The 26,404-nt window shown below is 43.7% G+C and carries 24 protein-coding genes; 4 read left to right on the forward strand and 20 right to left on the reverse strand.

The genetic code is table 11. From position 1 onward, the window contains the following. Positions 1–15 precede the first annotated feature (15 nt). The 3 genes from RG47T_RS21265 to RG47T_RS21275 are packed head-to-tail and all read left to right on the forward strand — an operon-like array spanning position 16 to position 2,611. Positions 16–1,215, forward strand: coding sequence for a beta-ketoacyl-[acyl-carrier-protein] synthase family protein (locus RG47T_RS21265; RefSeq protein WP_074491512.1), 1,200 nt, complete (start codon positions 16–18; stop codon positions 1,213–1,215). Next, positions 1,215–2,252, forward strand: coding sequence for a beta-ketoacyl synthase chain length factor (locus RG47T_RS21270; RefSeq protein WP_074491514.1), 1,038 nt, complete (start codon positions 1,215–1,217; stop codon positions 2,250–2,252). Before RG47T_RS21265 ends, RG47T_RS21270 begins: the two co-directional genes overlap by 1 nt. After that, positions 2,246–2,611, forward strand: coding sequence for an ApeI family dehydratase (locus RG47T_RS21275; protein ID WP_074491515.1), 366 nt, complete (start codon positions 2,246–2,248; stop codon positions 2,609–2,611). Before RG47T_RS21270 ends, RG47T_RS21275 begins: the two co-directional genes overlap by 7 nt. A 436-nt stretch (positions 2,612–3,047) precedes the next feature. On the opposite strand, the gene RG47T_RS21280 is transcribed toward RG47T_RS21275, so the two are convergent. From RG47T_RS21280 to dapF, 20 genes are all read right to left on the reverse strand, one after another. After that, a complete protein-coding gene (locus tag RG47T_RS21280) occupies positions 3,048–3,311 on the reverse strand; it encodes a phosphopantetheine-binding protein (protein ID WP_074491517.1) in 264 nt (87 codons plus the stop codon). A 13-nt stretch (positions 3,312–3,324) separates the two neighbouring features. Continuing rightward, on the reverse strand, positions 3,325–4,602 hold the full coding sequence (locus RG47T_RS21285; protein WP_074491519.1) for an ABC transporter permease: 1,278 nt from the start codon (positions 4,600–4,602) through the stop codon (positions 3,325–3,327). Beyond that, a complete protein-coding gene (locus RG47T_RS21290; RefSeq protein WP_074493640.1) occupies positions 4,602–5,351 on the reverse strand; it encodes an ABC transporter ATP-binding protein in 750 nt (249 codons plus the stop codon). The genes RG47T_RS21285 and RG47T_RS21290 overlap by 1 nt, the downstream gene beginning before the upstream one ends. Positions 5,352–5,353: 2 nt before the next feature. Next, entirely contained in the window at positions 5,354–6,364 is a 1,011-nt protein-coding gene (gene darH, locus RG47T_RS21295; protein WP_074491521.1) for a BtrH-related acyltransferase DarH, read from the reverse strand. Next, positions 6,354–6,761: a flexirubin biosynthesis protein DarG gene (DarG, locus tag RG47T_RS21300; protein ID WP_074491523.1), complete on the reverse strand. Its 408-nt coding sequence runs from the start codon at positions 6,759–6,761 to the stop codon at positions 6,354–6,356. Before DarG ends, darH begins: the two co-directional genes overlap by 11 nt. Before the next feature lie 23 nt (positions 6,762–6,784). Continuing rightward, entirely contained in the window at positions 6,785–7,930 is a 1,146-nt protein-coding gene (gene darB, locus RG47T_RS21305) for a dialkylresorcinol biosynthesis protein DarB (RefSeq protein WP_074491525.1), read from the reverse strand. Positions 7,931–7,935: 5 nt separating this feature from the next. Beyond that, the gene (locus tag RG47T_RS21310; RefSeq protein WP_074491527.1) at positions 7,936–8,835 is read right to left on the reverse strand and encodes a hypothetical protein; all 900 of its coding nucleotides are present in this window, start codon (positions 8,833–8,835) and stop codon (positions 7,936–7,938) included. A gap of 12 nt (positions 8,836–8,847) precedes the next feature. Beyond that, complete coding sequence (locus RG47T_RS21315) at positions 8,848–9,336, reverse strand: hypothetical protein (protein ID WP_074491528.1); 489 nt, start codon at positions 9,334–9,336, stop codon at positions 8,848–8,850. A gap of 111 nt (positions 9,337–9,447) precedes the next feature. Continuing rightward, positions 9,448–10,179: a 2-phosphosulfolactate phosphatase gene (locus tag RG47T_RS21320; RefSeq protein ID WP_074493642.1), complete on the reverse strand. Its 732-nt coding sequence runs from the start codon at positions 10,177–10,179 to the stop codon at positions 9,448–9,450. Between the two features lie 155 nt (positions 10,180–10,334). After that, the gene (gcvT, locus tag RG47T_RS21325; RefSeq protein WP_074491530.1) at positions 10,335–11,411 is read right to left on the reverse strand and encodes a glycine cleavage system aminomethyltransferase GcvT; all 1,077 of its coding nucleotides are present in this window, start codon (positions 11,409–11,411) and stop codon (positions 10,335–10,337) included. A gap of 37 nt (positions 11,412–11,448) precedes the next feature. Continuing rightward, positions 11,449–12,660, reverse strand: a complete 1,212-nt coding sequence (locus RG47T_RS21330; protein ID WP_074491532.1) for a glycosyltransferase family 4 protein — start codon at positions 12,658–12,660, stop codon at positions 11,449–11,451. Positions 12,661–12,717: 57 nt separating this feature from the next. Beyond that, complete coding sequence (gene rnhB / locus RG47T_RS21335; RefSeq protein WP_074491534.1) at positions 12,718–13,314, reverse strand: ribonuclease HII; 597 nt, start codon at positions 13,312–13,314, stop codon at positions 12,718–12,720. Positions 13,315–13,359: 45 nt separating this feature from the next. Then, complete coding sequence (locus tag RG47T_RS21340; protein WP_074491536.1) at positions 13,360–14,598, reverse strand: PP2C family protein-serine/threonine phosphatase; 1,239 nt, start codon at positions 14,596–14,598, stop codon at positions 13,360–13,362. 78 nt (positions 14,599–14,676) lie between these two features. After that, a complete protein-coding gene (locus RG47T_RS21345; RefSeq protein WP_074491538.1) occupies positions 14,677–15,807 on the reverse strand; it encodes a glycosyltransferase family 2 protein in 1,131 nt (376 codons plus the stop codon). Continuing rightward, entirely contained in the window at positions 15,804–16,763 is a 960-nt protein-coding gene (locus tag RG47T_RS21350; protein ID WP_074491540.1) for a lysylphosphatidylglycerol synthase domain-containing protein, read from the reverse strand. The genes RG47T_RS21345 and RG47T_RS21350 overlap by 4 nt, the downstream gene beginning before the upstream one ends. Positions 16,764–16,841: 78 nt before the next feature. Then, entirely contained in the window at positions 16,842–17,687 is an 846-nt protein-coding gene (locus RG47T_RS21355) for a dienelactone hydrolase family protein (protein WP_074491542.1), read from the reverse strand. Positions 17,688–18,618: 931 nt separating this feature from the next. After that, the gene (locus RG47T_RS21360; protein WP_074491544.1) at positions 18,619–21,510 is read right to left on the reverse strand and encodes a DEAD/DEAH box helicase; all 2,892 of its coding nucleotides are present in this window, start codon (positions 21,508–21,510) and stop codon (positions 18,619–18,621) included. Positions 21,511–21,704: 194 nt separating this feature from the next. Continuing rightward, on the reverse strand, positions 21,705–22,709 hold the full coding sequence (locus RG47T_RS21365) for a T9SS type B sorting domain-containing protein (RefSeq protein WP_171972577.1): 1,005 nt from the start codon (positions 22,707–22,709) through the stop codon (positions 21,705–21,707). Further along, complete coding sequence (locus tag RG47T_RS26870) at positions 22,618–23,667, reverse strand: hypothetical protein (RefSeq protein WP_074491549.1); 1,050 nt, start codon at positions 23,665–23,667, stop codon at positions 22,618–22,620. The genes RG47T_RS21365 and RG47T_RS26870 overlap by 92 nt, the downstream gene beginning before the upstream one ends. A gap of 106 nt (positions 23,668–23,773) precedes the next feature. Further along, the gene (dapF, locus tag RG47T_RS21375; RefSeq protein WP_074491551.1) at positions 23,774–24,565 is read right to left on the reverse strand and encodes a diaminopimelate epimerase; all 792 of its coding nucleotides are present in this window, start codon (positions 24,563–24,565) and stop codon (positions 23,774–23,776) included. Between the two features lie 190 nt (positions 24,566–24,755). On the opposite strand from dapF, the gene RG47T_RS21380 reads away from it, so the two are divergent. Continuing rightward, entirely contained in the window at positions 24,756–26,312 is a 1,557-nt protein-coding gene (locus RG47T_RS21380; RefSeq protein WP_074491554.1) for a trypsin-like peptidase domain-containing protein, read from the forward strand. Positions 26,313–26,404: the final 92 nt, after the last annotated feature.

The following is a 26,404-nucleotide window of genomic DNA, read 5'->3' on the forward strand; positions in this document are numbered from 1 at the left end:
AAGAATATATACACAATGAGTTCACCGGTTTACGTTGCAGGCTTAGGCGTTATATCTGCCATTGGAAACAATGTGGCAGAGAACCTGGCCGCGCTAAAAAACGGCAAGGCCGGCATGGCCGAAATTACCTACCTTAAAACCAAGTACGAGCACGAGATCCCCGCTGCCGAAGTTAAATTCAGCAATGAGGAACTGGCAGAAAAAACGGGGTTTGCCACGCATATCAGTCGTACGGCTTTACTAAGCAGTATTGCAGCGAAAGAAGCACTTGATGATTCGGGCGTTAAAAAAATCGACGGTCTGCGCATCGGTTTTATCTCGGCCAATACCGTTGGCGGCATGGATAAAAGCGAACATTTTTATGAAGACTTTTTAAAGGACGACCAAACCGGCGACCTGCTTGACGTATTAAACCACGGCTGCGGTAACATCACCGAACTGGTGGCCGATCAACTTGGGATTAACAGCTATGTTACTACCATCAGCACAGCCTGTTCATCATCGGCCAATGCCATATTTTTTGGGGCGAGGTTAATCCGTGCCGGGATACTGGATGCCGTAGTGGCCGGGGGAAGCGATGCATTTACCAGATTTACCCTAAATGGGTTCAATACCCTCATGATTCTTGATCGTGAGTTCTGCAAACCATTTGATGAGGACCGCAAGGGGCTCAATCTGGGCGAGGGCGCAGGCTACCTGGTACTGGTATCAGACAAGGTTGCACAACAACTCGATAAAGAATTGTACGGCAAATTAAGCGGCTACGATAACAGCAACGATGCTTACCACCAAACGGCAACATCGCCCGAAGGCGACGGCCCATACATGGCAATGCAGGGCGCTTTAAAAAGAGCAGGCTTGCAACCATCAGACATCAGCTACATTAACCTGCACGGCACAGGCACACCTAATAACGACCAAAGTGAGGGTACCGCAGTAATGCGTTTATTCGATGGTAATTATCCGCCGATGAGCTCAACCAAATCCTTTACCGGGCATACATTGGGGGCTAGTGGTGGTATTGAGGCGGTATTCTCTTTACTGGCGCTGAAGCACGGACTGGTATTCCCTAACCTGCGTTTCGAAACCCAAATGAAAGAGTTGCCCTTTGTACCTCAAACTGAATTACTAACCGATCAGCCTATCAATCATGTATTGTCGAACTCTTTTGGATTTGGCGGTAATTGTTCATCATTAATATTTTCTAAAGTCTGATGATGAAGCTATATATCCAATCGGCCTCGGCCATTTCCCCCCAGCATACTTTTGGTGATGTGCCATTACTGGCAGAAACCATTGTTTACGATATGCCGCGTTTGGCCGCCATTGAGCCGGACTATAGGCCTTTCCTCGACCCCAAATTAAGCCGCCGCATGAGCCGGGTAATTAAAATGGGGGTGGCAGCAGCCAGAGACTGCCTGCAACAGGCCGGACTTGTGCTGCCCGACGCTATTATTACAGGTACCGCCTACGGCTGCGTGGAAGATACCAACGTTTTCCTGACCCGCATTATTGAGCAGGAAGAGGAAATGCTGCCACCTACGGCTTTTATACAATCTACCCATAACACCGTGGCTGCGCAGATTGCCTTAATGCTGCAATGCCATGCCTATAACAATACCTTCGTACATAAAACTTTCTCTTTTGAGAGTGCTTTAATGGATGCAGCAATGCTATTTACAGAGCAAGAAGCCTCTACCATATTAGTGGGTGGCATAGATGAAATAACCGATGCCAACTATACTATTTTTAATCGCTTCGACACCTATAAAAAAGGGGCATTTACCAGTACCGATCTGTACCAAAGCAATACACCGGGTACCATTGCTGGAGAGGGTGCTGCATTTTTTGTATTAACAAACGAGCCGTCGGCAAAAAACATAGCCGGCCTCGATGCATTCCAAACGTTTTACAAGCCCATAGATATACAGCAAGCTATAGTCGACTTTCTAACTGCGCAATCTGTGCAGCTCTCCGCTATCGACCTCATTATTTCCGGCAAGAATGGTGATGCAGAAACAGACAAGCCACTCGATCAATTAGAAAATGGGTTATTTAAAAACAACCGGATTACCCATTATAAACATTTATGTGGCGAATACCCAACGGCATCATCTTTCGCTTTGTGGATGGCTACAAATGTTGTGAAGAACGGCAGCTTTATTAACGATAATGCCCCGGTTAAAAAGGTATTGATCTGCACCCATTATCAGAATAAATATTGGTCGTTAATGTTAGTTTCGGCATGCTAAAGGGTGATTTATATACTTTAAAGGATTTTGCGCACAGCGGTGGGGGCGTAAATGCTACCCTAGTTTTGAATCCTAATCACTCCATATTTGATGGGCATTACCCCGCACAACCGGTACTGCCGGGAGCATGTATTTTGCAGATGGTTAAAGAAATCTTGTGCTTGGCTATCACAGTAGACGCGATGCTGATTAAAGCCAATAGTTTGAAATTCCTGGCTATGATTGATCCGGCTTTGATGCCAGAGTTGGAATTTAAATTGTCTTATGAGGAGGTTGATCAGCAGTTGAAAGTTAATACGTCATTGCATTTTGAGCAAACAGTTTGCTTTAAGTTTCAGGGGAGTTTTAGAAGAATGTAGCATTATCAAGTAGAATCCGTTTTTCATTAGGATAGAAAGTGATTTTTGTAAAGCCTGTGGATGTTCATTTTTTTTTCTCTCAAAAAGTAACGAACCAAAGAAAAAGTCGCAGCCGGGCCTGTTGCATTAGGAGAGGCTATGTTAAGGTAGTAGCTGGGGTCGGCTCGATGAAAATTCTGGACCTTACGAGTGGTGGCCCGGACGCAAAAGCGAGGCCGTGTGGTAGCCATGTGAGGCGGAGCTTTTTTGCGTCTTGATCTTTTGCCTACTTTTGGATCAAGCCAAAAGTAGGTAGCCCTGCGGCAATGAGCAGACTGACGTAAATCATTGCACAACACATTCATAATAGTTTCTGCGTAATTTAAGTCAGTGCTAATAGGTCTGAGGTTGCTTCGTTCCTCGCAATGACGTGGTTTATGAGCGACTTGGGCTAAACTTATTTCGTTGAATGCTCTAAAATATAATCTGCCATAGAATTTACATCCACCAACACTTTACGGCCATCTTTGGGATCTTTAATGGTGATGCCGTATTCTTTTTTCAGCAGTACGATCAATTCCAGTGAATCGATAGAATCAAGGCCTAAACCATCACCGAAAAGGGGCTCATCATCTTTAATATCTGCGGGGGTAAGTTCTGTTAAATTTAAAAACTTAATGATCTGACTTTTTAGCTGTTCTTTCAGCGCTTCTTTTTCCATTATTATTATTCTCCTAAACCAGGTTCTTCTTTTTTAATCCAATGTATGCCACCAACTGTATCAGCATGGTAATGCCCAGCAAAGGTAGCAGATTTGGGATTACATCTTTCAGTTTTCCGCCGTCTAAAAACAAGCGGTAATAAGCCTCTATGCTCCAGTGCAACGGCGAAATTACAGCCGCCGTTTTAAAACCATCCGGCATGGCAAAGCTAGGTACCAATAGCCCGCCTATAGCTGCCAGTATCACAATAGATACCGCGCCGAAACCGTTAGCCTGCTCTTGCGTGTGCGCGTAAACACCCATACAAATGGCATAGCTAACCGCACACCAACCGCAAATTAAAGTTACTACAAGCAAAGCCAGATAGTCACTCGGCAAATTTAAGGCAGGTAATCCTATTAATGGAAACAGCCAGATCCCCATTGAAAATATAACTGCGGCCTGCAGCAAAGTAACGCCGAGGTATGTAATTTGTTTAGAGATTAGCGCCACCATAAAATCGGTAGGCAGGGTTTTAAGTCGGATAAAACTGCCGCTCAGTTTTTCTCTCACTACACTACCGCCAAGCGAGATGATGATAAAGAACATGGCAAATATGGTCCACGCAGGCACATTGTGTTGCGAGGCATTAGGCATAATAGTACCGCCGCTGATAGATACCGGTACCTCGTTAATTGTAGTCTGATTATTCAGCAAATCTTTCTCCAAAGCTTCTGGTAAGGGCTTTTCGTTAATAGCGAAGTAGAGTTGACGCAAGGTTTCGCGGCTTTCTACAATTTGCAGCGCGCTGCGTAAAGCGCCGTTGATAGAGAAGCGATACGATTGCTGTAGTACCGGCTGGAAATACATCGTCAGCGGATTTACCGAGATTTTTTTATTTACAGTATCACCATTTAAGCCGAAACTATTGAGTGCTTTTCCCGATACATTTTTAGCTTTAGCAGTGATTTTCTGTGTATAGTCGGCAGGAATTACAATAGCCAGCAAAGCGTCTTTTCCGCGCATGCGTTGTTTAATAGCTTCTTCAGTTTCGCTTTTAGGAATGTTGGCAATTTTAAACATCCCGATCTTATCTATGGATTCGATCAGCTGCGTGCTTAGCTTGCCGGTATCGCGGTTGCACACCATCATTGCAATGCGGTTTTTGTTTACCAGTTGGAAGGTACTGTTCTGGATACTCGTAACAATGACTACCAATATAATTGGCATCACAAACATCAGCGCAATCCCTACCTTATCGCGAAGCAAGATCCTGATGTCTTTAATAATGGTTGCTTTTAATTTATACATCAGTCGCGGTATTGTTTGCCGGTTAAATTTAAAAACAAGCCTTCTAATGTAGGCTGCCCGTATTTTTCCATCAGGCTCTCCAGTTGGCCCTGGGCAATAATTTGGCCGTCGTCTATCAGGGCCACTTCATTACATAAATCTTCCGCTTCGCCTAACTGGTGCGAGGTATAAACCAGTGTGGTACCAGCATTGTTTATCTTTCGTAAATAATCTATAATAGCATGTCGGGTTTGCACGTCCACCCCTACTGTCGGTTCATCCAAAATCAAAATAGCCGGGTTATGGATCACCCCTATTGCCAGGTTTACGCGACGTTTCATCCCGCCCGAAAATTTCTCTACGGGTTGGTTACGCACATCCTGCAAACCCAAAACTTCCAGTAATTCGGTAGTGCGTTGGTTGGTTTGCTTTTTGCTGAGCCCTGCCCATGCGCCAAAAAATTCGAGGTTCTCTGCCGGGCTCAGTTCCTGGTAAAAAGAAAAATCCTGCGGCACAAAGCCGAACAGCTTATTAACTTCTTTATCTTTTTTAATCCCAATAGGCTGTCCAAGTAACTTAATACTGCCGCTTTGTGCCGAGATCAAGCCGGTCATCAAACTCATCAGCGTGGTTTTACCAGCACCATTGGGGCCAAATAAGCCGAAGCGTTCTCCTTTCGGGACCTGCAAATTCAGCCCGGCAAAATGCACCCCGGTGTTTTCAGTATAACTAAAAGCCAGGTTATTTATCTCTACCGCTAAATTTGCCATTGCTACCATTTTATATTTTTGAGGCCCGTAAAGGCCTTACGTTCAATTTCGGCAATCTCTATCAAGTAATCGCCCATCTGGTTAAAATCGGCCTGCGAACCAAGCCGTCCTTTATATATCCCTGCAGCTAATACGGCTGCCGTACGCCAAAGGTCGCCTGCCTCGGTAAATTTTTCTGAACCGGCCAGCAGATCTTCATTCGGCAAAAACCCATGTGCTTCCTGCAAAAAGGCTCCATACATGTAACGGAAACCGCCACCACCAGTGCCGATTTCCTCTTGCATCCGCACCAGCTGAGCTAAATACAAGCCTGATTTTTCCAGACCTAAACTGTCGCGCCAGTTTTTAATGCGGCCTCCTGTAAACTTAATGCCATTTACACCAGCAAACCAGCCGGGGATATTCAGCATATTGCTTACGTTTAGTTTGATGCCGTTTTTTATTGCCTTGCGGATAGTATCATCCGTAACCTCAACACCACTGGCCGGGTAATAGATCTGCCCTTTAGGAGCTAGTGCTCCCTTGGCAAAACGTACCCGCTCCAACTCGTAGGTGGTAAGCGTGGTCGGTAATTCCATGATGGGGTCGCTAATGAGGTAGTTATCATCTTCTTTACCAAAAACAATTAAGTTATGAGCATTAAAGTGAAACCGGTACTCGCGCGGGAAATACGACAGGTAGTAAACACCAACCTGGCAACCTACCGGGCTACCGGCAGCTAAAGCATCCTGTAAATATTTCTCAGCTTCGGCTTTCGAGCTGAATTTTTTGCGAACGATGGGAATCCCCAGCGCCTTACAAGTACGCTTAAATATCAACCCCGGAAACGTGCGGAACGCAATTGCCGGGCCATTGTTAACTTTTATTAATGGTATATAGGCAAAAAACAAACCCGCGCCCATGCCAAAGGCTAGTGGCTCGGTTATTTTTGCAGCACCAATATTTTGTAGTAAACTCGAAGTAACACCTGATTCGCAATGTGCAGACTGGCGGTGTACAAAATCAACTCTCATGCACATTCATGCTTTTAAGGTCAGCAACCTTAATATTAAACGCCTCTGCGTATTTTTGTAATTTTTTGTCAGATAAACTATCGAACACTTCCGGCTTTAAATGACGTTTAATTTGCCATTGCCAAAAGCCTGTATAATCTGCCAGTATGGAGGCATCCATTAAGCGGTACTCCATAAAAAACAAGAGAGGGCTTGCTTCTTTATTTAACACTTTTTGTTTGGCTGTGGCTACGCGCTGGTCAATATCCTGCCAGGCTAAATCGAGGGCCTGAGCTTTTACCTCCCAGCCGCTACTTAGTTGGGTGGTGTATTTGCCGTCACTATCGGTGGCATAGCAAACCTCGCGGGTAATTTTACCCAGCGAACCCAAATCCTGCGGAACATCTTCCTTTTTCATGCAACAACCCCTTTCAATCTTGCTTACACCACGGTAAGCATCGCATACATATACGAAAAGCGCGAGCTTTCCGGAACCAGCAATAAAAGCTTTTCGCCTTTTTTCAGCTTGCCGGTGTTAAACATTTCATTAATCATGAGGTAAACCGATGCTGCGCCCACGTTGCCTACGGTGTACAGGTTAATAAACCATTTTTCGTAAGGGATACCCCCACCGTAAATCTGGATGAGGTCGTAAATTTTACTCTTAAAAAAGTCGCTCGAAATGTGCGGCAAAAAGTGATCGATATCATCAACCGTTAAACCGCGCTTTTCAAAAATCTCTTTTATTTTTTGCCCGCCAAGCGGTACAATATTATCGCTCAGTAAACCAATATCTTGTTTTACGCTGAAGATCGATTTATTCATCACCTCTTCGGGCGTAAAATCCATGAACCCTTTCAATGTGCCATCGGTTTCCTTTTCGGCGCCCATGTACATACAGGTTTCCATTTCGTTGGCGTATGATACCCCCTCTATCCAGTCCACACGCATACTCAGGCCTTCTGCATTGGGCGTATCGCTCATTAAAAACGCAGAAGCTCCATCTGATAGCATCCAGCGTAAAAAGTCCTTCTGGAAAGCGATATACGGGTTCTCATTCAGTTCTTTTATCTTTTGCACCTCTTCTTCAAACACGTCAGAAACCAGCAGGCCAGAAAAACGCTCGGACCCTGTAGCTATGGCATTTTTTACCTCGCCTGCCTTAATAGCCAGGTAAGCGTATTTTAAAGCATGCATCCCCGCGCAGCAAACGCCAGATGGCGATACCACCTCTATCGGGCCAATTTCCGGCAACCAGCCATGCGTCATTACACCGTGGCTAGGCATCATTTGGTCGGGCGATGAAGTTCCGCAGGCCAGCAATTCTATTTCCTTTAATTTTTCGGGATCTTTCTTAAATAATTCTTTAACAGCAAGGGCCGTCATTTGCGCATTAGTATGGGTTGATTTGCCCCCCTTTGCCAGCGCATAGTAACGATTAACAATGCCGTTATTACGCAGTACTATTTTTTTTGATTTGGATGGTTTATTATCTATATAACCCAAATAAGCCTCCATATCGTCATTAGCGACAGGCTCGTTCGGAAAAAACGCAGCAGTAGAATTAATATACACCTGATTAGACATCGGCTTTAATTTAGTAGTAAGTAGTGTTGTTTCTTGATTCGTATTCGTTTACCCGTAAATGGTCTTAGTAAAATATTATCTAATATGAGCAATACCGGAGCGCCCAAAAACAGGGCGATAAACAGGTAATATTTAAAGGCGGTTGTCCACGGTAGTTGATTTTTACGCTTGATAATGATCTTAGCCCAAACAGCAAAAATGATCCTGGCCTTACCTTCTATCACCATTAGCGGATATTTAATCATCACAGCACCATCGTCAACCATTTTTTGCTGCATGCCTTGCCAGTTGCCACTATCCAGATGCTGTGTAACTGTTGCTCCATAAACCTTAGTGCGTTCAATATCATCATCGCTTACACCCGGCTTTGGAAATACATTTAAATAACGCTCTTTTTTGCCGCTTAGCATCCAGTAAAATATGGTTACAAAGCTAATGGGGTTCGCGTGCCTATCTACTAACGCCACATTGCCTACATGGTTTGCACCGGCATCCGCTAATAGTTTCTTTATTTTATCAAACGCATTGAGCCACATATTGCGGCCTGCGCTAATGGTTACCACCGGAGTATCTTTAATTATGGCTTTAAACTTCGGGTCCTGCAATAAAGTGCTTGATGGGATGCTGGGCGATAAAAACCAGGGCTGATAGGCCAACACTACAAGGTCGTACTTTTCTTCTTTTAAAGTGTAGGGCTGCAATGGCCTTGGGTTACCTAATACACAATCAGGCATTACGCTAAAAAATCGGCTGCCTGTCCAGGGGAAATCATAATTAGTTTCCGGATGAATCTGCACTTTTTCTACCGACGCGCCAGATGTCGCCATAGGTTCTGTAAATGAGTCGATGATCCCGGCCATTTGCCCCGATTGGGTATAGTATATTGCTAAAATCTTTTTACTCATTACAGCACAAAATTAAAAATCTTCGGGGTGCAAAACTTTTGAGGTTTTGCTATACTCCCTTATGGCATGCTGTACAACCGGCGGCAGGCTTTTAAAGTGTTCTTTAATGTATGCCTTATCGGCATTAATATCGCTGCGGTACTTTACAATTTTAGGGGCATGCTCTTGTATACCGAGGCGCAGAAATCTAAATTCTGCATTACTGCTATCGGCCATAAAAGCAGTTTGAAACTTAATGCGCCCGCTTTTAAAATATTGTAGCTTATCTTTTGGCTTGCTTACCAGGCCTGCTTTGCGCATCAGCAAAACACCCTCATAAGCATCGCGATCTCCGGCAGGGGCACCGGCTATGGCATTTAATTCATCATTCACATCATCCAGTTTGCCCGAAGCCATTACCTGGTAAAATGCAGATTTCTCAAACTTTTGCCACAAACTTTCGGCTTTAACAAAACCGGTTAACGTTAGCAAAAACAATATAAAAACTATTCTTCCTTTCATAAAATTAGCTCAAGATCGTACCAAACATAATAAAATATAAACGACCGAACAACCACTTGTTAAACGCTGTAAGGCCGCATTATTAGTATGACAATTTTAATATTGTTTGGTTTAAACCAACTTCACCAGCTTCTCGCCATCCAAAATTGGGATAGCTGTGGTTATATCCACATTCAGGCAAAAGGCAATATCTTTTTCGATGCCCAGTTTACGCATCCGCTCGCCGTGCGAAGTTTTGCTGAGGTAGGCTGGGATATCGCCCTTGGCTAACTGGTACAGGTCATAAGCTGCAATGGCAGGGTCATCTAGTGTGTATTGACCAGATGCCTTGAGCTGGTCTATTACCGCACCCGCAAAAGCAGTATCTTCCAGGTTAAAATTGTTCTTCCAGCCGGCACAAACCAGCAGGATATTCTCATTCTGAACCTTCAGCCAGTTACTTAAAGCAGTAAGATTTAAAAACGATCCAATCACTACTTTTTTCGCTTTTCGTGATAAATGCAAGGCCTGTGTGCCGTTTGTGGTAGTTAATACTACTGTTTTCCCCGACACCTTTTCGGCGGTATAAGAAAATGGCGAATTACCAAAATCGAACCCATCCACCACGCTTCCATCGCGTTCGGCAGCCAGTAAATAGCCGGTTCCTTTTTCGCGGTAAGCCACACATTCTTCAACCTGAGCAACCGGGATTATCGCCTCGGCGCCATTTTCTATACCATAGCAAATTGATGATGTGGCACGAAAAATATCGATGATAACTACGATGTAATTTTCGACGTTGTAAAGGGATAGTAACGCCGGGGTAAGGCAAACTTCTAAGGATGGTGATTTCGAATTTTCCAATGCTGGTATATTTTCTATAAACACGTGATTGCGAGGTACAAAGCAATCGCAAACTTTACAGAACGGCTCTGTATATCGGCGATTGCTTTGTACCTTGCAATGACGGTAAAGGTTAAGATTTTAGTATTGATTCCTGATTCTCGACGCTTAATTCTTTATTTAAAAGGTGGTTTCACAACCTCAGCTTTCACTTTGTTATCGCGAATCTTGATATAGATCTCGGAACCTTCTTTGGCGAACGCATTGTTAACATAACCCATGCCTATGGCAATTTGTAACGATGGCGATTGTGTACCCGAAGTTACTTTGCCAATCACGTTGCCTTCTTCATCAACAATCTCATAATCGTGGCGAGGAATACCACGCTCTATCATTTTAAAGCCGACCAGCTTTTTGGCTACACCTGCAGTTTTTTGCGCTTGTAATGCGGCAGAGTTGGTAAACTCCTTATTGAACTTGGTTACCCAGCCCAAACCTGCTTCTAAAGGCGAAGTAGTATCATCTATATCATTACCATACAGGCAAAAACCCATTTCTAAACGTAATGTATCACGGGCCCCTAAACCAATTGGCTTAATACCGAAAGGTTCACCGGCTTCAAATACAGCATTCCAGATATGCTCGGCATGTGCGTTATCGCAATAGATTTCAAAACCACCGGCACCGGTATAACCAGTTGCAGATACTACCACGTTATCAACGCCCGCAAATTTGCCTTTGTTGAAAGTGTAATATTCCATCGAACCTAAATCGATATCAGTTAGTGACTGCAGCGCGTCGGCAGCTTTGGGGCCTTGTATAGCTAACAGGGAAGTACGGTCTGAGATATCTTTCATATCCACACCATTGGTGTTGAACTTAGAGATCCAGTTCCAGTCTTTTTCGATGTTGGATGCATTAACAACCAGCATGTAGGTTTTATCGTCCATACGGTAAACCAGCAGATCATCTACAATACCGCCATCTTCGTTGGGCAGGCAAGAGTATTGCACTTTACCATCATACAGTTTAGAGGCATCGTTACTGGTAACACGCTGGATGAGATCCAGGGCATTTTCTCCCTTAAGAATAAACTCGCCCATGTGGCTTACATCAAACACACCAACCGCCTTGCGTACGGTATCGTGCTCGGCGTTAATACCGTTATACTGCACAGGCATGTTATAACCTGCAAATGGCACCATTTTAGCGCCTAAACTACTATGTATATGGGATAAAGCTGTATTCTTCATGCGTTATTTTATGAAACGCAAAAGTAACATTATTACGTTAGTCCTTTAACACCTGCTGATAAAAAGCCACTAACTGATCTGTAACAACCTTAACATCGTGCACGCGCTCTACCAATTTGCGTGCATTACGGCCAAGTTGCAGGCAAAAATCTTCGTCTCTGATGCATTTAACCATGCAGTTATAAAACTCTTCGCGGGTATTGGCAATTAAAATATTTTCGCCGTGGGTATAGTTAATGCCTTCGGCACCTAAAGATGTGGAGATGATACATTTTTCCATGGCCATTCCCTCTACAATTTTAACCCGCATACCACCGCTCGATAAAAGCGGCACAATCATAATGGCTTTGCTGTTTACAAACTCCAGCGCGTCATCAACCTCACCCTGAATATAAATTTTGCCCATCACCTCATAATCATCAAATTGCTCTGGGATGTCATTACCGGCCACGTAAAATCTTGAGGTTAATTCGCCATTCATAAAATCGTGGTAAAAGGTATTCAGGAACCATTGAATACCTTCCCGGTTAGGCATCCAATCCAGCGAGCCTAAAAAGAACAAGCTCGGGAATTCGGTTTTGCTATAATCCGGATTGTACTTGTCCATAGCTAAACCAACCGGCAGAATATTTATCGGCGGCTTAATATCGTGCTCCAGCAGGGTGTTTTGATCCTGTACCGTAAACACGGTAATGGCATGAAAACGATTCAACTGATGCAGTTCGAATTTTTTGATGCGCGATGCCATAAGCTTCAGGTACCATTTTTTAAAAGGATCGCCTTTTTGTACCGCCAGCCGCTGCCAAACCTGGTGCTCAATATTATGCGACCGGTAAACCAGTTTGGCCTTGCTATACTTACATGCTGTTGAAATGTAGGGCGCTACAAACAGCCCTTCAAACTGTACAATATCATATTGATGTGCCTTTAACTCTTCGGCAAGCATTTTATCAAAGCCGTGGTTATAAAACCGATCAACGTATTGGGCCTGGTTCTTAAACAGATTAAGCGCGGCCTCATACATAGATATGCGGATATTGATGGGGTATAATTTGTATTTGATGCGGTCTATTAAGGCCTGCGACTCCTCACTTTCGTCGGGGTAGTGGGCGTGCTGTTTGGCATTAAGTGCAAACAGCGCAACCTCGTGGCCCAGATCAAGCAGGCCCCTAATTGTATTACATACCACAATGGGGTATCCACCATTCTGCGGAAACGGGATGCGGTGTGTAAGAATAAGTACCTTCACTGGGCTTTATTGGTTTGCAACAAAAATAGCATCCAAACCCGCCTTATCAAAGTATCTTTAAAAAATAGTTAATTGTGGGTCTGTAACCCTGAAGGTGCGGCGGTGATAAGGTGTAAAACCTTTCTCCAACACGGCGTTACGGTGTTTAATAGTAGGGTAACCTTTATTGCTGTGCCAATCGTACCCGGGGTGCTCGTCGGCTATCTGCTTCATAAAATCATCGCGGTAAGTTTTGGCCAGAATAGAGGCTGCGGCTATACTGAAATATAAAGAATCGCCTTTGATAATGCATTGATGCGGCGTGGTACCAAATTTATTAAAACGGTTGCCATCAATAATTAAAAACTGCGGCGGCATGTGCAGTTTTTCTATAGCCCGATGCATGGCCAAAAATGAGGCATTAAGGATATTGATCTGGTCAATCTCGTTATTATCTACAAAGGCAACGGCATGCGCTATGGCCTTTTGTTCAATTTCTATGCGCAGCTGGTATCTCACATCCTCGCTCAATACCTTCGAATCATTGAGCAGATCGTGTTCAAAATCATTTGGCAATATTACCGCAGCAGCAAATACAGGCCCGGCCAAACAACCACGGCCGGCTTCGTCACATCCTGCTTCCAAAAAATCGTACTGGTACCTGGCTAATAACATATTAAAATCCCGGGGCAAATATCAGAATTTAGGAATGATTTTTCTTTAAAAAATCCGCAGGGTTAGCAGGGTAATATCGTCAATGGCTTTCCCCTTAATCACCAGGTTAAGGTGGTCCATAATGGTTTGGTTAAACCTATCGGGATTTAAATGCCCGTTGTTAATTACAAACTCTACCAATTGCTCATCTTTCCAATGGGTATTATTACGCAGTTCGTAATCCATCAGGCCGTCGGTATAATTAAACACCAGCGATGCCGGCTTTACTTCAACTTCGCCCTGGTTTATAAAGGGCAGGCTATCAAACACGCCCAGCATAGTGGTACCCAGGTTTAGTGAGGTAGCAGTACCGTCTGCATATAATATAGGCGGGTTGTGGCCTGCGTTAATATAGTTGAGCGTACGGGTTTCCTCGTTATACTTAGCTATAAACATGGTAATAAAGCGTTCGCCTTTGGTATTGCGGATCACAATTTTGTTTAACCTTTCAACCACTGTGCTCAAATCGTTCTCTACTGTGGCCCAGGCACGTAAACTAGCCTGAAAGTTGGCCATCAGCAAGGCTGCCGAAATACCTTTGCCGGATACATCTGCAATGCACCATAAAAATTCGTGATCGTTAAGGCGGATAAAATCAAAATAATCGCCGCCGATATCCTGGTGAGGCAGGTATTTAGCGCCAATCTCCACCGCTTTATCTTTATGCAGCCTTAGTGGGATCAGCATATTTTGCACCTCAACAGCCAGTTCCATTTCGCGGTGAAAACGCTCGGTTTGTAATCGCTCGCGAAACAGTTTCTTATTCTCCAGCGCTACCACAATTACATTGATAAGCGTTTGAATAAAGTTAAGGTCATTGCTTACCATGTCGCCCGAAGTATTAAAATCGCCAATGAGGGCGTAGGCTAATGGCTTATTTTTATGATGAAACGGGATAAAATAATAATATTCACTTAAAATCGGGTCGCGATGCCCGGTTAGTATCATAGGCGATTTTACTTTGCCCAGCTTTTGGCACGATTTGATGAGCGCACCTGCATTTTCTATTTCGCCGCCATACTTTGATACACATACAAATGTTCCGCTTTTTTCTATCAAAAAACGGAGCTTACCAACCTGCAGGTAATTTTTTAAAATTACCTCGAGCATTTGGATAAGTACAGGTGTGGACGTATTTTTATTAATAGCCCGGGTAACTTCTAAAAGTGAGTTCAATTCAGACTGCCGTTTAAGCAGCAATCTTATTAACTCATCTTCGCCCGAATTTTGATCCGCGTATTCCATTAAATATTAGCAATCACGTCTAAAATAGAAAATTAATTGTTGTAAGCAGAAGAGTTTTTCATTTATCAGTTAGATTAATTATCTAACCAAACGCCCTTTCCAGGCATACTTGCGTGTATTACCCATAAAGCCTACGTAAACTACATAAAATATATGAATGGGGGATAATAGCAAAACCAGTTTAATAAGAGATTTTCTTTTAAAGAAAGATGTAACAGAGCCTAAAAATATGGCTTCAAACAGTAATTTACACACCAGTTCTGCCAAAAATAGTTTAAAAAGCACTGCGCAAAAAAATCCGCCAACCAGGCTAACCAGCAATAAGGCATTAAACAGCCAGATACCAACCGCCAGCGCAACCACCTTTTTATCCTTGTACCGGGTTGATTTTGATGCCCACCTACGCCTTTGCTGTAAAAAAGCTTCGAGGTTTGGTTTGGCATAGGTGTATACTATAGCCCGTGTATCTTTTAAAAACCCAATACGGCCGGGATACTGCAAGGCCACTTTTTGCAGCAACAACTCGTCATCGCCCGATGCCAGGTCGTCAATACCTTTAAAGCCGCCCACTTCATAAAATACATCCTTACGGTAAGCAAGGTTTGCCCCGTTACAGGTTGATGCCCTGCCATTGCCAATAAAAGCTGCGCCAATACCGATAAGAAAAGAGAACTCCAGGGTTTGCAAGCGCTCGAAAAAAGATTGCTCGCGAAAATAGGTAACCGGCGAAGAGATCATAACCGGGTTATAAGTTTCGTAATATCCTACAACGGTTGACAGCCATTGGCTTCCCATACGGCAATCGGCATCGGTAGCAACCAGTAAATCGCCGGTAGACCGGGCTATGGCTTCAGAAATGGCTTTCTTTTTATAAGAATTAAGCGCCTGATCTGCCTTCAATTGTAGCAACTTTACCCCCCTATCGGCATAGCTTAATATAATACCGGCAGTATTATCGGTAGAGTGATCGTCTACAATGATAATCTCGGTTAGCTGGTGCGGGTAATCCTGCGCCAACAAATCGTCAATGGTTTCTGCGATGTTATCTGCCTCGTTACGGGCGGCTATCAGTATGGTGACTTTGGTTTTGAACGGTTCGTGGCTAAGTTTAGGCTTTTTTATAAGCGCCCAGCCCCTGATTAGATAGAGCAAAACCAACAGATAAAAACCGGTTAGCAGCAAAGAAATACAAATGTATAAGGCGATCAAAAGAACTTCATTTTAAAAACAAATATAGAACCTAATATGGCCGGAACAATTAAATTGATAAACCATATGGATGATACCGCCGCAATTACAGCCACTTGCTGATCTGTAATATAGGCAAAAAACATAGTGGCTGTTACGCTGCGCACCCCAACATCAAGCAAATCTAACGAGGGCAAGATAGATTGGATAAAAAACAAGATCAGCACCATCATTACCATAGCAAATGCAGGCATTTGCGGTACCAGCAGGTGCAGCACCAGGTAATACTGAAAAGTAAATACCGCAAACCGGGCCAGGCAAAAAAGCATAATCCGGTTAAGCTCGGTTACGTGATAGCGGTCCATAATATCAAAAAAACGATGATATTTTTTAAGAAACCTCACACTATTAAGCACTGATACCAGCCAGCTTACATTAAAGAAAAACACCAGCAAAAGCGTAATTACCAGCATGCCCGAAAACACAGCAGCCAGGTAAAGCCAGATCTGCATGTGCAGAAAGGTGTAACCAAACCACAGCAAAGCGATAATACCCAGTACATTGGTGATAACCATTTGGCCCAGCGAACCTACCGCCATAGAGAAAACCCCATGAATGCGTTTACGTGGCGGTAAAAACATTACGCGGCCACCATATTCGCCCAGGCGATTTGGTGTAAATATGGCTAGGGTTAAGCCGCAAAAAACAGACTCGACCGCGCGATAAATACTGATGGGCGATAATACACGGGTAAGATAACGCCATTTAAGCGACTCCAAAAACCAGTTAAGCAGCATAAGCAGCAATACCAGTATCAACACAAAAATAACCTGCTCGCGGTTTAATGCCCCCGTTAATCTGCGAAACTGGGTTAAATTGGCATTATTACTTACCTTATGATAAATAAAACCAAACGCCAGTATAACTATAGTAGCCTTGATGAGGTAAGAGAATAATTTTTTTGCGACGCGGGTCAACTGCTTAAATTTGGTACAATGTTACAAAAATAGAGCAAGCCCAGGGCCTGCTCTACCTGTTCAATATTTTTTATGACACTATTTTAAACGGGCCTTCAAAAAAGCTAATGTATAACCGTATGCTTCTTTGGTAGCATTGCTATCATAAATAGGGCTGCTTGGGTTGGCAAAACCGTGGTCGGCATCGTATTGGTGTACGTATAGTTTTTTGCCTGCGGCTTTCATATCGTCGCCAAATTTGGCAACCACTTTGGGGTTTATCCATTGGTCTTTGTTGGCAAAGTTACCCAGCACATCGGTATGCAAGGTTTTTAGTTTGGCCACATCCTGCTCGGGCATGCCATAATACATTACACAAGCCACCGCCTGGTTGCCAGCCAACAAGCTGCTTTGCAAGCTCCAGCCACCACCAAAGCACCAGCCTAAAGTGGCAATATGTGCCCTGGGACCGGCATAAGCTATAGCACCGTTAATAATGGCCTGTGCCCTGTCATCTTTTACGCCCTGCATAAATTTGCCAGCCTCTTCCCGGGTGGTGGCAATTTTGCCATCGTACAAATCGAGGGCAATTACGTTCACATTGCCAATATCGTTGTATAACTTCTCCGATTCTTTTTTCACAAAATCATTCAGGCCCCACCATTCGTGGATAACTAACAGGTAATTATTGGTTGCCTTTTTTGCTTTCAGCATATAGGCCGAAGCCTCTTTGCCATCTGCTGTTTTATAAGTAATTACTTCGCCAATACTACTTTGGAAATGAATTTTTGATGGGTTAAGGTGCGCCATCCTGAAGTTTTTATTGGAGGCCAGCATAGCAAACTGCTGCGTAGCGCTCGGGTTACCACAGCATAGCACTTTACTTTGGGCAAAACCCATTAAGCTACCTGCAATAAACAAGGTAAGAAGTAATAACTTTTTCATAAAAAATGATTTGAGGTTATCATTATACAAATAACCGGGCAAGATGTTTAATCGCTGCCGAAGAAAAGAATCAAGAGACAGACATATTAACCGGTAATAGATTTTGTGATTTAATTCGCTAATCTGCTTGAGATTAGAAAACAAGCAGATCTCCGGAGAACAGTGCCATGCTGAGGCGAGGCATGTATATTTCGCTTCACTAATTGAAACAATATTAGAAATGGACTAATAATTTCTGCTTAGTCTGGCAGATACTGAATAAAGTAGAAGTTAAGTATATGCAGACAAGCTTAGTTATTAAACCTTGCTGCGATAGTTTTTACTACTAAGAACAGTGGTGCTGCCTGTGCTACGATACCTGCAATTACGATTGATGTGTTCATGATATTTAAGGTTAGGGTTGGTTATAGAAATATAATTAGTTATTGAACCTCGCTGCGATAGTTTTTACTACTAAGAACAATGGTGCTGCTTGTGCTACGATACCTGCGATTATGATTGATGTGTTCATGATATTTAGGGTTAGGATTCGTTATAGAAATATGATTAGTTATTGAATTTAGCTGCGATAGTTTTTACCACTAAGAACAATGGTGCTGCTTGTGCTACGATGCCTGCGATTACGATTGATGTATTCATGATATTTAAGTTTTAATTAACGTTTGATGTGTAGGATAAGGCAAAAGCTGTACCGATGGCATACAAATCTTAAATAAGGCTTTTAAATAGGTTTTGAGGCCCTTTTTACGAGTGGGGAATATTTCTTTGAAAGAAATACCGGGGAAAAGGTTGAGGAATTGGGGAATTTGTTTCTCCCACTATTAATGTTGAGGCATTACAAATGCCCAACCAATGCACGCGTTCACAAACGCGCGAGTGTGTAACTATTGCCAAAGCCCAGAATGAAAAGAGGAGAGGTAACTAAGATTTCTTACTTTAATATCTCCCTGATATCATCGGCAGTAAGCGTTTTAATAAAGCTTTCTTCGGTGGTGATGAGTGCGCGGGCTACGCTGAGCTTGCGTTGTTGTAAGGCCAGTATTTTTTCCTCTACCGTATCTTTAGTAATAAATTTATAGATGAAGATATTCTTTGTCTGGCCAATACGGTGCGTACGGTCAATGGCCTGCTGTTCAATAGCCGGGTTCCACCACGGGTCGAGGATGAACACATAGTCGGCACTGGTAAGGTTAAGCCCTACCCCACCTGCTTTTATCGAAATCAGGAATACACTCGTTTTTTCATCCTCCTGGAAATTCTTAACCACATCGCCCCGGTTTTGGGTACTGCCGTCGAGATACGCATAGCTAATATCCTGCTTATCCAGATAATCGCGGTAAATGCTCAGCTGCTTAACAAACTGGGAAAAGATCAGCACCTTATGCCCGGCTTCGAGCACGTTGGTGAGGGTATGTACCACATCCTCAAACTTACCAGAGTCGCCCTCGTAAGCCTCATCTATCATAGACGGATGGTTAGCAATTTGCCGCAGCTTGGTTAAGCCCTGCAATACCTGGATCTGGCTTTGCACAAACGTACCGGCCTCCAGGCCTTGCAGCAATTCGTTCCGGTATTCTGATTTTACCTTTTCGTAAACCTCGGCCTGTTCGTCACTCATCTGGCAATAAAACAGATGCTCGGTTTTAGGTGGCAGCTCGGTGGCCACCTGCTCTTTGGTACGGCGAAGTACAAAGGGCTTTATTAGTATTTGCAGCTTATGGGCCTTGTCTTCGTCTTTTTTCTTTTCTATCGGGGTAACAAACTCATCCAGGAAATATTTCTGACTACCTAATAACCCCGGATTAATGAACGACATCTGCGTCCATAAATCATTTACCGAATTCTCTACCGGGGTACCGCTCAATATCAGTTTAAAGCGCGACTTTAACTGCTTAACCGCCTGGTATGATTTTGATGAGGGGTTTTTAATGTTCTGGCTCTCATCCAATATCGTGTAATCGAACACAAAATCTTTCAACAGCTCTATATCTATCCGGCTAACACCGTAGGTGGTAACTACTACATCATAATTGGCAAAAACCTCGGCATGTTTATAACGAAAGTTACCGGTATGCACCATTAGCCTCAACTGGGGCGTAAACTTTTTAGCCTCGTTAATCCAGTTATAGATCAGCGATGTGGGCATAATTAGCAGCGAAGTGCTTTTGGTACCGTTGGCTTCAGCCTCTTCTTTATTTTTTTGCAATAGGGCTAAGGTCTGGATGGTTTTACCCAAACCCATATCATCGGCCAAACAGCCGCCAAAATGGAATTTCTTTAAAAAATGGAACCAATTATAACCTGCTTTTTGGTAACTGCGCAAGCTTCCGTTAAAGTTCTCCGGCATCGGGATATCTTCCAGATCATCAAAATCTGTTAGCTTTTGCAGCTTGCGGCTCATGGTAATGCTGGCCAGCTCGCCTTCGGCCAATTCATTGATGAGGCCGATGTGATGTTTCTTTAATTTCAGTTCCTGGTTGCCATCGCTAAAATGGAGCAGGTTGCTGTATTGCGAAAACCATTTTTCGGGAATCACTGCTATCTCGCCCGAAGGCAGCATAAATTCCTTCTTCCGGTTCAGGATGTGGTTACGCAGCTCGATAAACGGAATCTGGTATGGGCCGAAATATACCACGGCATAAATATCGAACCAGTCGTTACGCTCGCTTACCTGCAAATCTATTTTGCTGCTGCCAAACAGGTAGCGCTTGTTACCTTCGGGCTGCTCTATAATAAAACCTTCGGCCTGCAGCTCGTCGTGGTGCTGGTTAAGCCATTCCAGTACAGAAAAAGCGCGGTCGCCGTCGTCGCCCATATCAACCTCCAGGTTTTGAAACAGGGACGATGCCGGTTTAAGGCCCATATTTTCCAGAATTTGTAGCTTGCCTTTCTCCCAGGTAACAGAACGTTTAATGCGATGAAACAGGTAATCATCATCATGATGTTCTATCCTAACCGAAACCTGCCTGCCATCCCCGTAAGGGAAAATATAGCCGGCATATCTGAAATACAGCTGCAGCTGCGATGTGCCGCCATCTACAATAATTGGTTTCAGCATGGGCACGGCATCGTACTTTTCGGTATTAATGGTGAAGCCTTCGGCGTGTACATGGTGCTTCTCAATAAGCGGCGCTACAAAACGCTCCATATACGATTGCTCGGATGTACGCGGAATAGCGATGAACCGCTTATTTAAAAACGGCAGTAGTTTTTTGCCCTCAATATCTTTTTCGAAGTAATATAATGTGTCATCCAGCAGCAGCCAGGCTGGTTGGTTACAAACTATTTCGGCACCTTTAAACATAAACTCAATGCGCATGTTCTGGTACTTAATGGTTGGATAATACCTAATCTCGGTTTCATTACGTTTAAAATGGAACAGAATGGTAGCAGCTTCTGTGGCAATATTAAGCTTGCGGCCGGCCGGGTAGCCTTCTTTACTCATCAGGTAAATTTCCTTATCACGCACCGAATTAAACACCTCGGCCATTTTCTTCTCAATCTTCGGGCGAATAACATCGAACAATTGCTCGTTAAACACCTTACTGAAAAACTCGTACGGGCGGATGGGTTTCTTATAATATTTTTTGATAATGTTGCCCTGCTCAATGTCCTCTAAAACTTTAATCAGCTTAAAATCGCTTTCGTTTAAGCAACTGCTAAACTCTGATGCCGTATTAGAAAAAAGACGCTGGTAGGTAAGCGAAAATTCGCCATTGGGGTTAAGCTGCACAATGTGCGGCTCTATTACATAAGACAGGTACTCGTGCCTGGCGAGGGAGTAAATAATCTGGCAGGGTTTGGTACTGTCTACGCGCAACATAAATTTGGTAAAAAATTTATTGAAGCTACAGTAAAGAAAAAATTCAAACGTAGTTAGAAAATGTAGCAACTAAAAGCATTTGAGCCATTATTTTTGCCAACAGTGTTAATAAACACCTAAATGTTGACGTTCCGAAATTTTATTACCCTATTGCTGAATTTATTAGTTAATAGTTGCAAGGCGATCGCTTGTTTTTACCTGGCAATAAACACCCAGCCAGATTGTTTCGGCAAATCATCCTCCTGTAAGTCTATTATATAATAATAGGTACCCACAGGCAGTAGTGCGCCATTAAAAGTACCATCCCACGGAATGCCGTAGCCCCTGCTTTGAAATACCTGCTGGCCATAGCGGTTAAATACACGGACCAAAGCATTGGGGTAAGTTTCAATATTTTTGATGTCCCATTTATCGTTAGTTCCGTCTCCATTGGGCGAAAACGCATTGGGTATGGTTAACTGTTGATAAACCCTTACAAAAACATCACTGGTGCTGATACCGCAACCCACAGCAGATTTGACAAGGAGCCTGTAAGTGATATCTTGAGGCGGCTTGGCTATTGGTGTTAAAGAAGTTGGATCATCAAGGAAATACGGCGATGTCCAATCCGCTGATGTCCAAAAATGACTTACACCGTCACCCTGCGCTGTTCCGTTTAGCTTTACGGCTTGGCCCGCAAATATTTTAATGGTTTTCCCGGCATTAGCTACCGGGTTTTTCAAAACAGTAACAGTAACCGAAGCCGGCGGTACCGGGGCACTACAACCGTCGTTACTTACGGTAAGCGTATAGGTAGTAGTTATAGCCGGCGTTGCAACGGGGTTGGCAATATCATCATGATCCAGCCCTGCTGACGGGCTCCATTTATAATGGGTAGTGTTAAGTGCATGTGCCATCAATTGTACACTGCCGCCTTCGCAAACAGGTGCTGGTTGCGTTATTGGGTCTATCGTTGCGGGTTGGTAAACGGTAACGGTAGTACTTGTAAAAGTTGGGCAGCCATTGGTGGTTATTGTTAAATGGTAGATGCCGCCATCGCTTACAATAGCAGCTGGAGTAATTGTTGGATTTGGGCCCGGATAATGAGTGCCGTTCGGCGCAGTCCAGTCATAAGTATCGCCACCAGTAGCACTTAACTGCAAGGGCAACCCCCACGCAGATAGCGGCAGTTGACGCCAGCGTATTTGCAGGATAAGCATATACGTTGATGGTAAGCGGATCAGAATAAATAATGCAATTGGACGACGTTTTTGTACCATCCAATACTCCAATGCGGTACTGATAGATTCCTGCGGCGGCATTGGGCATATCCACAGTGAGTTTCGCGGCAGTTTGTCCTGCTATATTATTCCACCCATTACCATCATTCTTATTTAATTGCCATTGATAGGTTGGCGTTGTGTAACCGTTCTGGCTGGCAATTAGCGTGTAATTTACCGGGTCGCCGGCACATTTGCTTTGGGATGCAGTGTTGCCAACACTTGCAAAACCTGTTTCTATAACGGGGCCGTAAGGGCTAAAGGTAATATCATCCAATGCAAGATCATTTCCATTACCACCAGGGGCATTATTGCGCATTTCAATAATAATATCGCCCGATGCCGGCGAAGTAAATGTGACCCCGTATGGCATCCACTGGTTATTGAATTGTGACGGTATTGGCATAGTATTATACGTAGCTAATGCGTTCCTATCTTTATCTAAAATGCGAAATGTGATATTAGGCTCTATAAAACCATTAGTTTGGGGTAAAGCCCTCAATACATTCATTATATAGGCATTAAACAGGTAAGGTGTATTGGGGCAAAAATTACTTCCTGCTATTGTTTTAGTGTAAAACACACTGGGGGTTATTGATGCATTAATTAACATAAAGTATCCGTTAGGGTCACCTGTATGATCGCTGTGAATTACTTGCCAGCTACTGTTAAAGCACCCTCCCGTTGAATTAGTAATAGTGTAAAATTCATCGTCCGGACATGAGCTTGGAGTAAATTTCATGTTGGTAACACCCGCATCCAATGCCTTCCCGGGTTCAGAGCCTGCACCAAATGTTTCATTAACAACCGGCTTACCCAAACTGCCCAGTTGTGCACGGGCTGGTAATGCAAAAGCCAAACAACCTGCTAATAATAAAACCGAAATAAATGAGCGCATTAGGTTAAGCGCAGAAAATTACGCCGGTAGTAAAAGTACTAATTTCATCGCTTGATGAAATATTATTTCTCCACTTATCCGCAAGTATTCAGGCAGTTACTCCTAATTAATCTAAAGTAATCTCTCCTTCAAATACTTTTACAGCCGGGCCTTCTAAAAAGATGTTGGTAAAGTGCCTGCCATCGTTATTAAAGCGAATGTTTAAATCTCCGCCCAAAACTTTAATAGGTGTGCTAATGGTACCTGTTTGGCCGTTATGTTTGGCCATTGCTAAGGCAACTGCTGTAACACCGGTACCGCAGGCATACGTTTCGTCTTCTACACCGCGCTCAAAGGTGCGTACAAAGTAACCGCCGTTATCGGCAGCTTCAACAAAATTTACATTGATGCCCTTTTCGGCGTAGGTTGCATTATTGCGGATGGCATAACCTTCGTGATAAACGTCTTTTTCTTTTAAGCCCGTGGTTAGCTGCACATAATGCGGCGAACCGGTGTCTAGAACATAGGCTTCGGCATCGCGGTTAATATCCTCCACGTCTATCATTTGCAGGCTTACCCAATCGCCGCTTGCTGCAATTTTGGCATAATGCGGGCCATCTACTGCCAAAAAGTTGGTTTCGGTGTCAATTACATTCAGGTATTGGGCAAAGGCTACGATACAACGGCCGCCGTTACCGCACATACTGCTGGGCTGGCCATCTGCATTATAGTATACCATCTTAAAATCATACCCGGGTTCGTTCTCTAAAAACATAGCACCATCACCTCCAACGCCAAAGCGACGGTCGCACAACCGGGCCACAAAAGCCGGATTATGATGATTTACCGTGTTTTCACGATTATCAACCAGTATAAAATCATTACCGGCCCCCTGGTATTTATAGAATTGTAATTTCACTTTGGATATTAAAATAAGTAATGTTGCAATAGCTGCGCCAAACTTGCTTCATATTAAGCTGTTTGACCCATAAGCCCATTTTAACATTTTTTAACAAATTTGCGAATAACTTCTTATTGTTCATACCGTCTTAATGGTATTAAATTTGACTATTTAGTTTCACAACAAATAAAGTAAGTAAAAATTATATATGAGAAAGATAGGTTTAACATTGTTAACCGCCTTTGTTGGCGGGGCAATGGCGCTCGGTACCTATAAGGTATTTGAAAACAAGGCTCAAAACAGCATGAGTTTCGAAGATCGCCAAAAAGTTTATTTCGCCAGCAACAAATCAGCCGCCATTACATCGTCGGCCGGGGAAGTTGATTTTACACAAGCTGCAGCAGCAGTAACGCCAGCTGTGGTTTATATTCGTACTACTTATGCCGCCTCTGCAAGCAACGGCGGCCGTGACCAGCAAATGGAAGATCTGTTTGGCCAAATGTTTGGCCAGCGTGCCCGTCCGCGTTCGTCACAGCCGCAAATGGCGTCAGGTTCAGGCGTAATAATTTCGCCCGATGGTTATATTGTAACTAATAACCACGTGGTAGAAAAGGCTGATAAAATTACCGTGGCCTTAAATGACCACCGCACCTACCAGGCCAAAGTGATTGGTACCGACCCCAATACAGACCTGGCACTGATTAAGATTACGGCCACTAACCTGCCAATTGTAAAATTTGGCAACTCTGACGATGCACGCGTGGGCGAATGGGTATTAGCTGTAGGTAATCCCTTCAACTTAACATCAACCGTTACTGCAGGTATCATCAGCGCTAAAGGCCGTAACATCGGCATTATTGGCAGCGAAGATAACAGCGATGACGACAATCAAAGTCCGTTTGGGCCAACCCGTAACCAACCGAATGTGCCTAAGGTTAACAAAGCGATAGAATCATTTATCCAAACAGATGCTGCCATCAACCCGGGCAACAGCGGCGGTGCCTTAGTAAACACCAAAGGCGAGTTAATTGGTATTAATTCGGCCATTGCATCACATACAGGCTCATATGAGGGTTATGGTTTTGCCATCCCGATTAACCTGGCCAAAAAAGTATTGGATGATATTGAAAAATATGGCAGCGTAAAACGTGGTTATATTGGCGTAAGTTTCCAGGAGCTGAATGAAGATGCTGCCGAGAGACTGAATATTAAAACCACCAATGGTTTATATGTAAGTGAACTGGTTGCTGGTGGCGGCGCAGAACAAGCAGGTATCCGTAAAGGTGATATCATAACCAAAGTAGATGGCACCACCATTTATGAATCGTCTGACCTGCAAGAGCGCGTAGGCCGCTTACAACCTGGCGACAAAGTAAAACTAACCGTATTACGCGATGGTGGAACAAAAGAAATTGCCGTAACGCTTAAAGGCGAGCCGGGTGCTGCCAACCGTGTAGCGGCCCGTTCAAAATCTGCCGAAGAATTGTATAACAAATTGGGTGCAAGCTTTAAACCGCTTAGCCCGCAAGAAAAAACCAAACTGCACGTAAACAGTGGCGTAGTGGTAACCCAGGTACGCTCTGGTGGTTTCTTTGACGAAACCGATATACCGGTAGGTTCTGTAATTACCAGTATTAACAAACAGCCAATAAACGGTGTAGCCGATATTGACAAGGCCATAACCAATACCCGCAACGGCATGGTTATTATTACCGGCGCATACCCCGATGGTACCAGCTTTAGCAATACTTTCCAGGTACAATAATTAAGGATGGATTATAAAACAAGAAGACCCGGCCATAAGCCGGGTCTTCTTGTTTATTCAAACACTTGTCCTTCTGACGAAGGAAGAATCTT

It is taken from the genome of Mucilaginibacter polytrichastri (assembly GCF_001911425.1).
GTDB classification, from domain to species: Bacteria; Bacteroidota; Bacteroidia; order Sphingobacteriales; family Sphingobacteriaceae; genus Mucilaginibacter; species Mucilaginibacter polytrichastri.

Bases quoted from the DNA above. Each gene is read 5' to 3' on its own strand.
- RG47T_RS21290 (WP_074493640.1), bottom strand. From the start codon at position 5,351: ATGGCAAATTTAGCGGTAGAGATAAATAACCTGGCTTTTAGTTATACT.
- RG47T_RS21315 (WP_074491528.1), bottom strand. From the start codon at position 9,336: ATGAAAGGAAGAATAGTTTTTATATTGTTTTTGCTAACGTTAACCGGT.
- RG47T_RS21270 (WP_074491514.1), top strand. From the start codon at position 1,215: ATGATGAAGCTATATATCCAATCGGCCTCGGCCATTTCCCCCCAGCAT.
- RG47T_RS21275 (WP_074491515.1), top strand. From the start codon at position 2,246: ATGCTAAAGGGTGATTTATATACTTTAAAGGATTTTGCGCACAGCGGT.
- RG47T_RS26870 (WP_074491549.1), bottom strand. From the start codon at position 23,667: ATGCGCTCATTTATTTCGGTTTTATTATTAGCAGGTTGTTTGGCTTTT.
- darH (WP_074491521.1), bottom strand. From the start codon at position 6,364: ATGAGAGTTGATTTTGTACACCGCCAGTCTGCACATTGCGAATCAGGT.
- RG47T_RS21355 (WP_074491542.1), bottom strand. From the start codon at position 17,687: ATGAAAAAGTTATTACTTCTTACCTTGTTTATTGCAGGTAGCTTAATG.
- rnhB (WP_074491534.1), bottom strand. From the start codon at position 13,314: ATGTTATTAGCCAGGTACCAGTACGATTTTTTGGAAGCAGGATGTGAC.
- RG47T_RS21360 (WP_074491544.1), bottom strand. From the start codon at position 21,510: ATGTTGCGCGTAGACAGTACCAAACCCTGCCAGATTATTTACTCCCTC.
- darB (WP_074491525.1), bottom strand. From the start codon at position 7,930: ATGTCTAATCAGGTGTATATTAATTCTACTGCTGCGTTTTTTCCGAAC.
- RG47T_RS21265 (WP_074491512.1), top strand. From the start codon at position 16: ATGAGTTCACCGGTTTACGTTGCAGGCTTAGGCGTTATATCTGCCATT.
- RG47T_RS21340 (WP_074491536.1), bottom strand. From the start codon at position 14,598: ATGGAATACGCGGATCAAAATTCGGGCGAAGATGAGTTAATAAGATTG.
- gcvT (WP_074491530.1), bottom strand. From the start codon at position 11,411: ATGAAGAATACAGCTTTATCCCATATACATAGTAGTTTAGGCGCTAAA.
- RG47T_RS21280 (WP_074491517.1), bottom strand. From the start codon at position 3,311: ATGGAAAAAGAAGCGCTGAAAGAACAGCTAAAAAGTCAGATCATTAAG.
- RG47T_RS21310 (WP_074491527.1), bottom strand. From the start codon at position 8,835: ATGAGTAAAAAGATTTTAGCAATATACTATACCCAATCGGGGCAAATG.
- RG47T_RS21285 (WP_074491519.1), bottom strand. From the start codon at position 4,602: ATGTATAAATTAAAAGCAACCATTATTAAAGACATCAGGATCTTGCTT.
- DarG (WP_074491523.1), bottom strand. From the start codon at position 6,761: ATGAAAAAGGAAGATGTTCCGCAGGATTTGGGTTCGCTGGGTAAAATT.
- RG47T_RS21365 (WP_171972577.1), bottom strand. From the start codon at position 22,709: ATGCTTATCCTGCAAATACGCTGGCGTCAACTGCCGCTATCTGCGTGG.
- RG47T_RS21380 (WP_074491554.1), top strand. From the start codon at position 24,756: ATGAGAAAGATAGGTTTAACATTGTTAACCGCCTTTGTTGGCGGGGCA.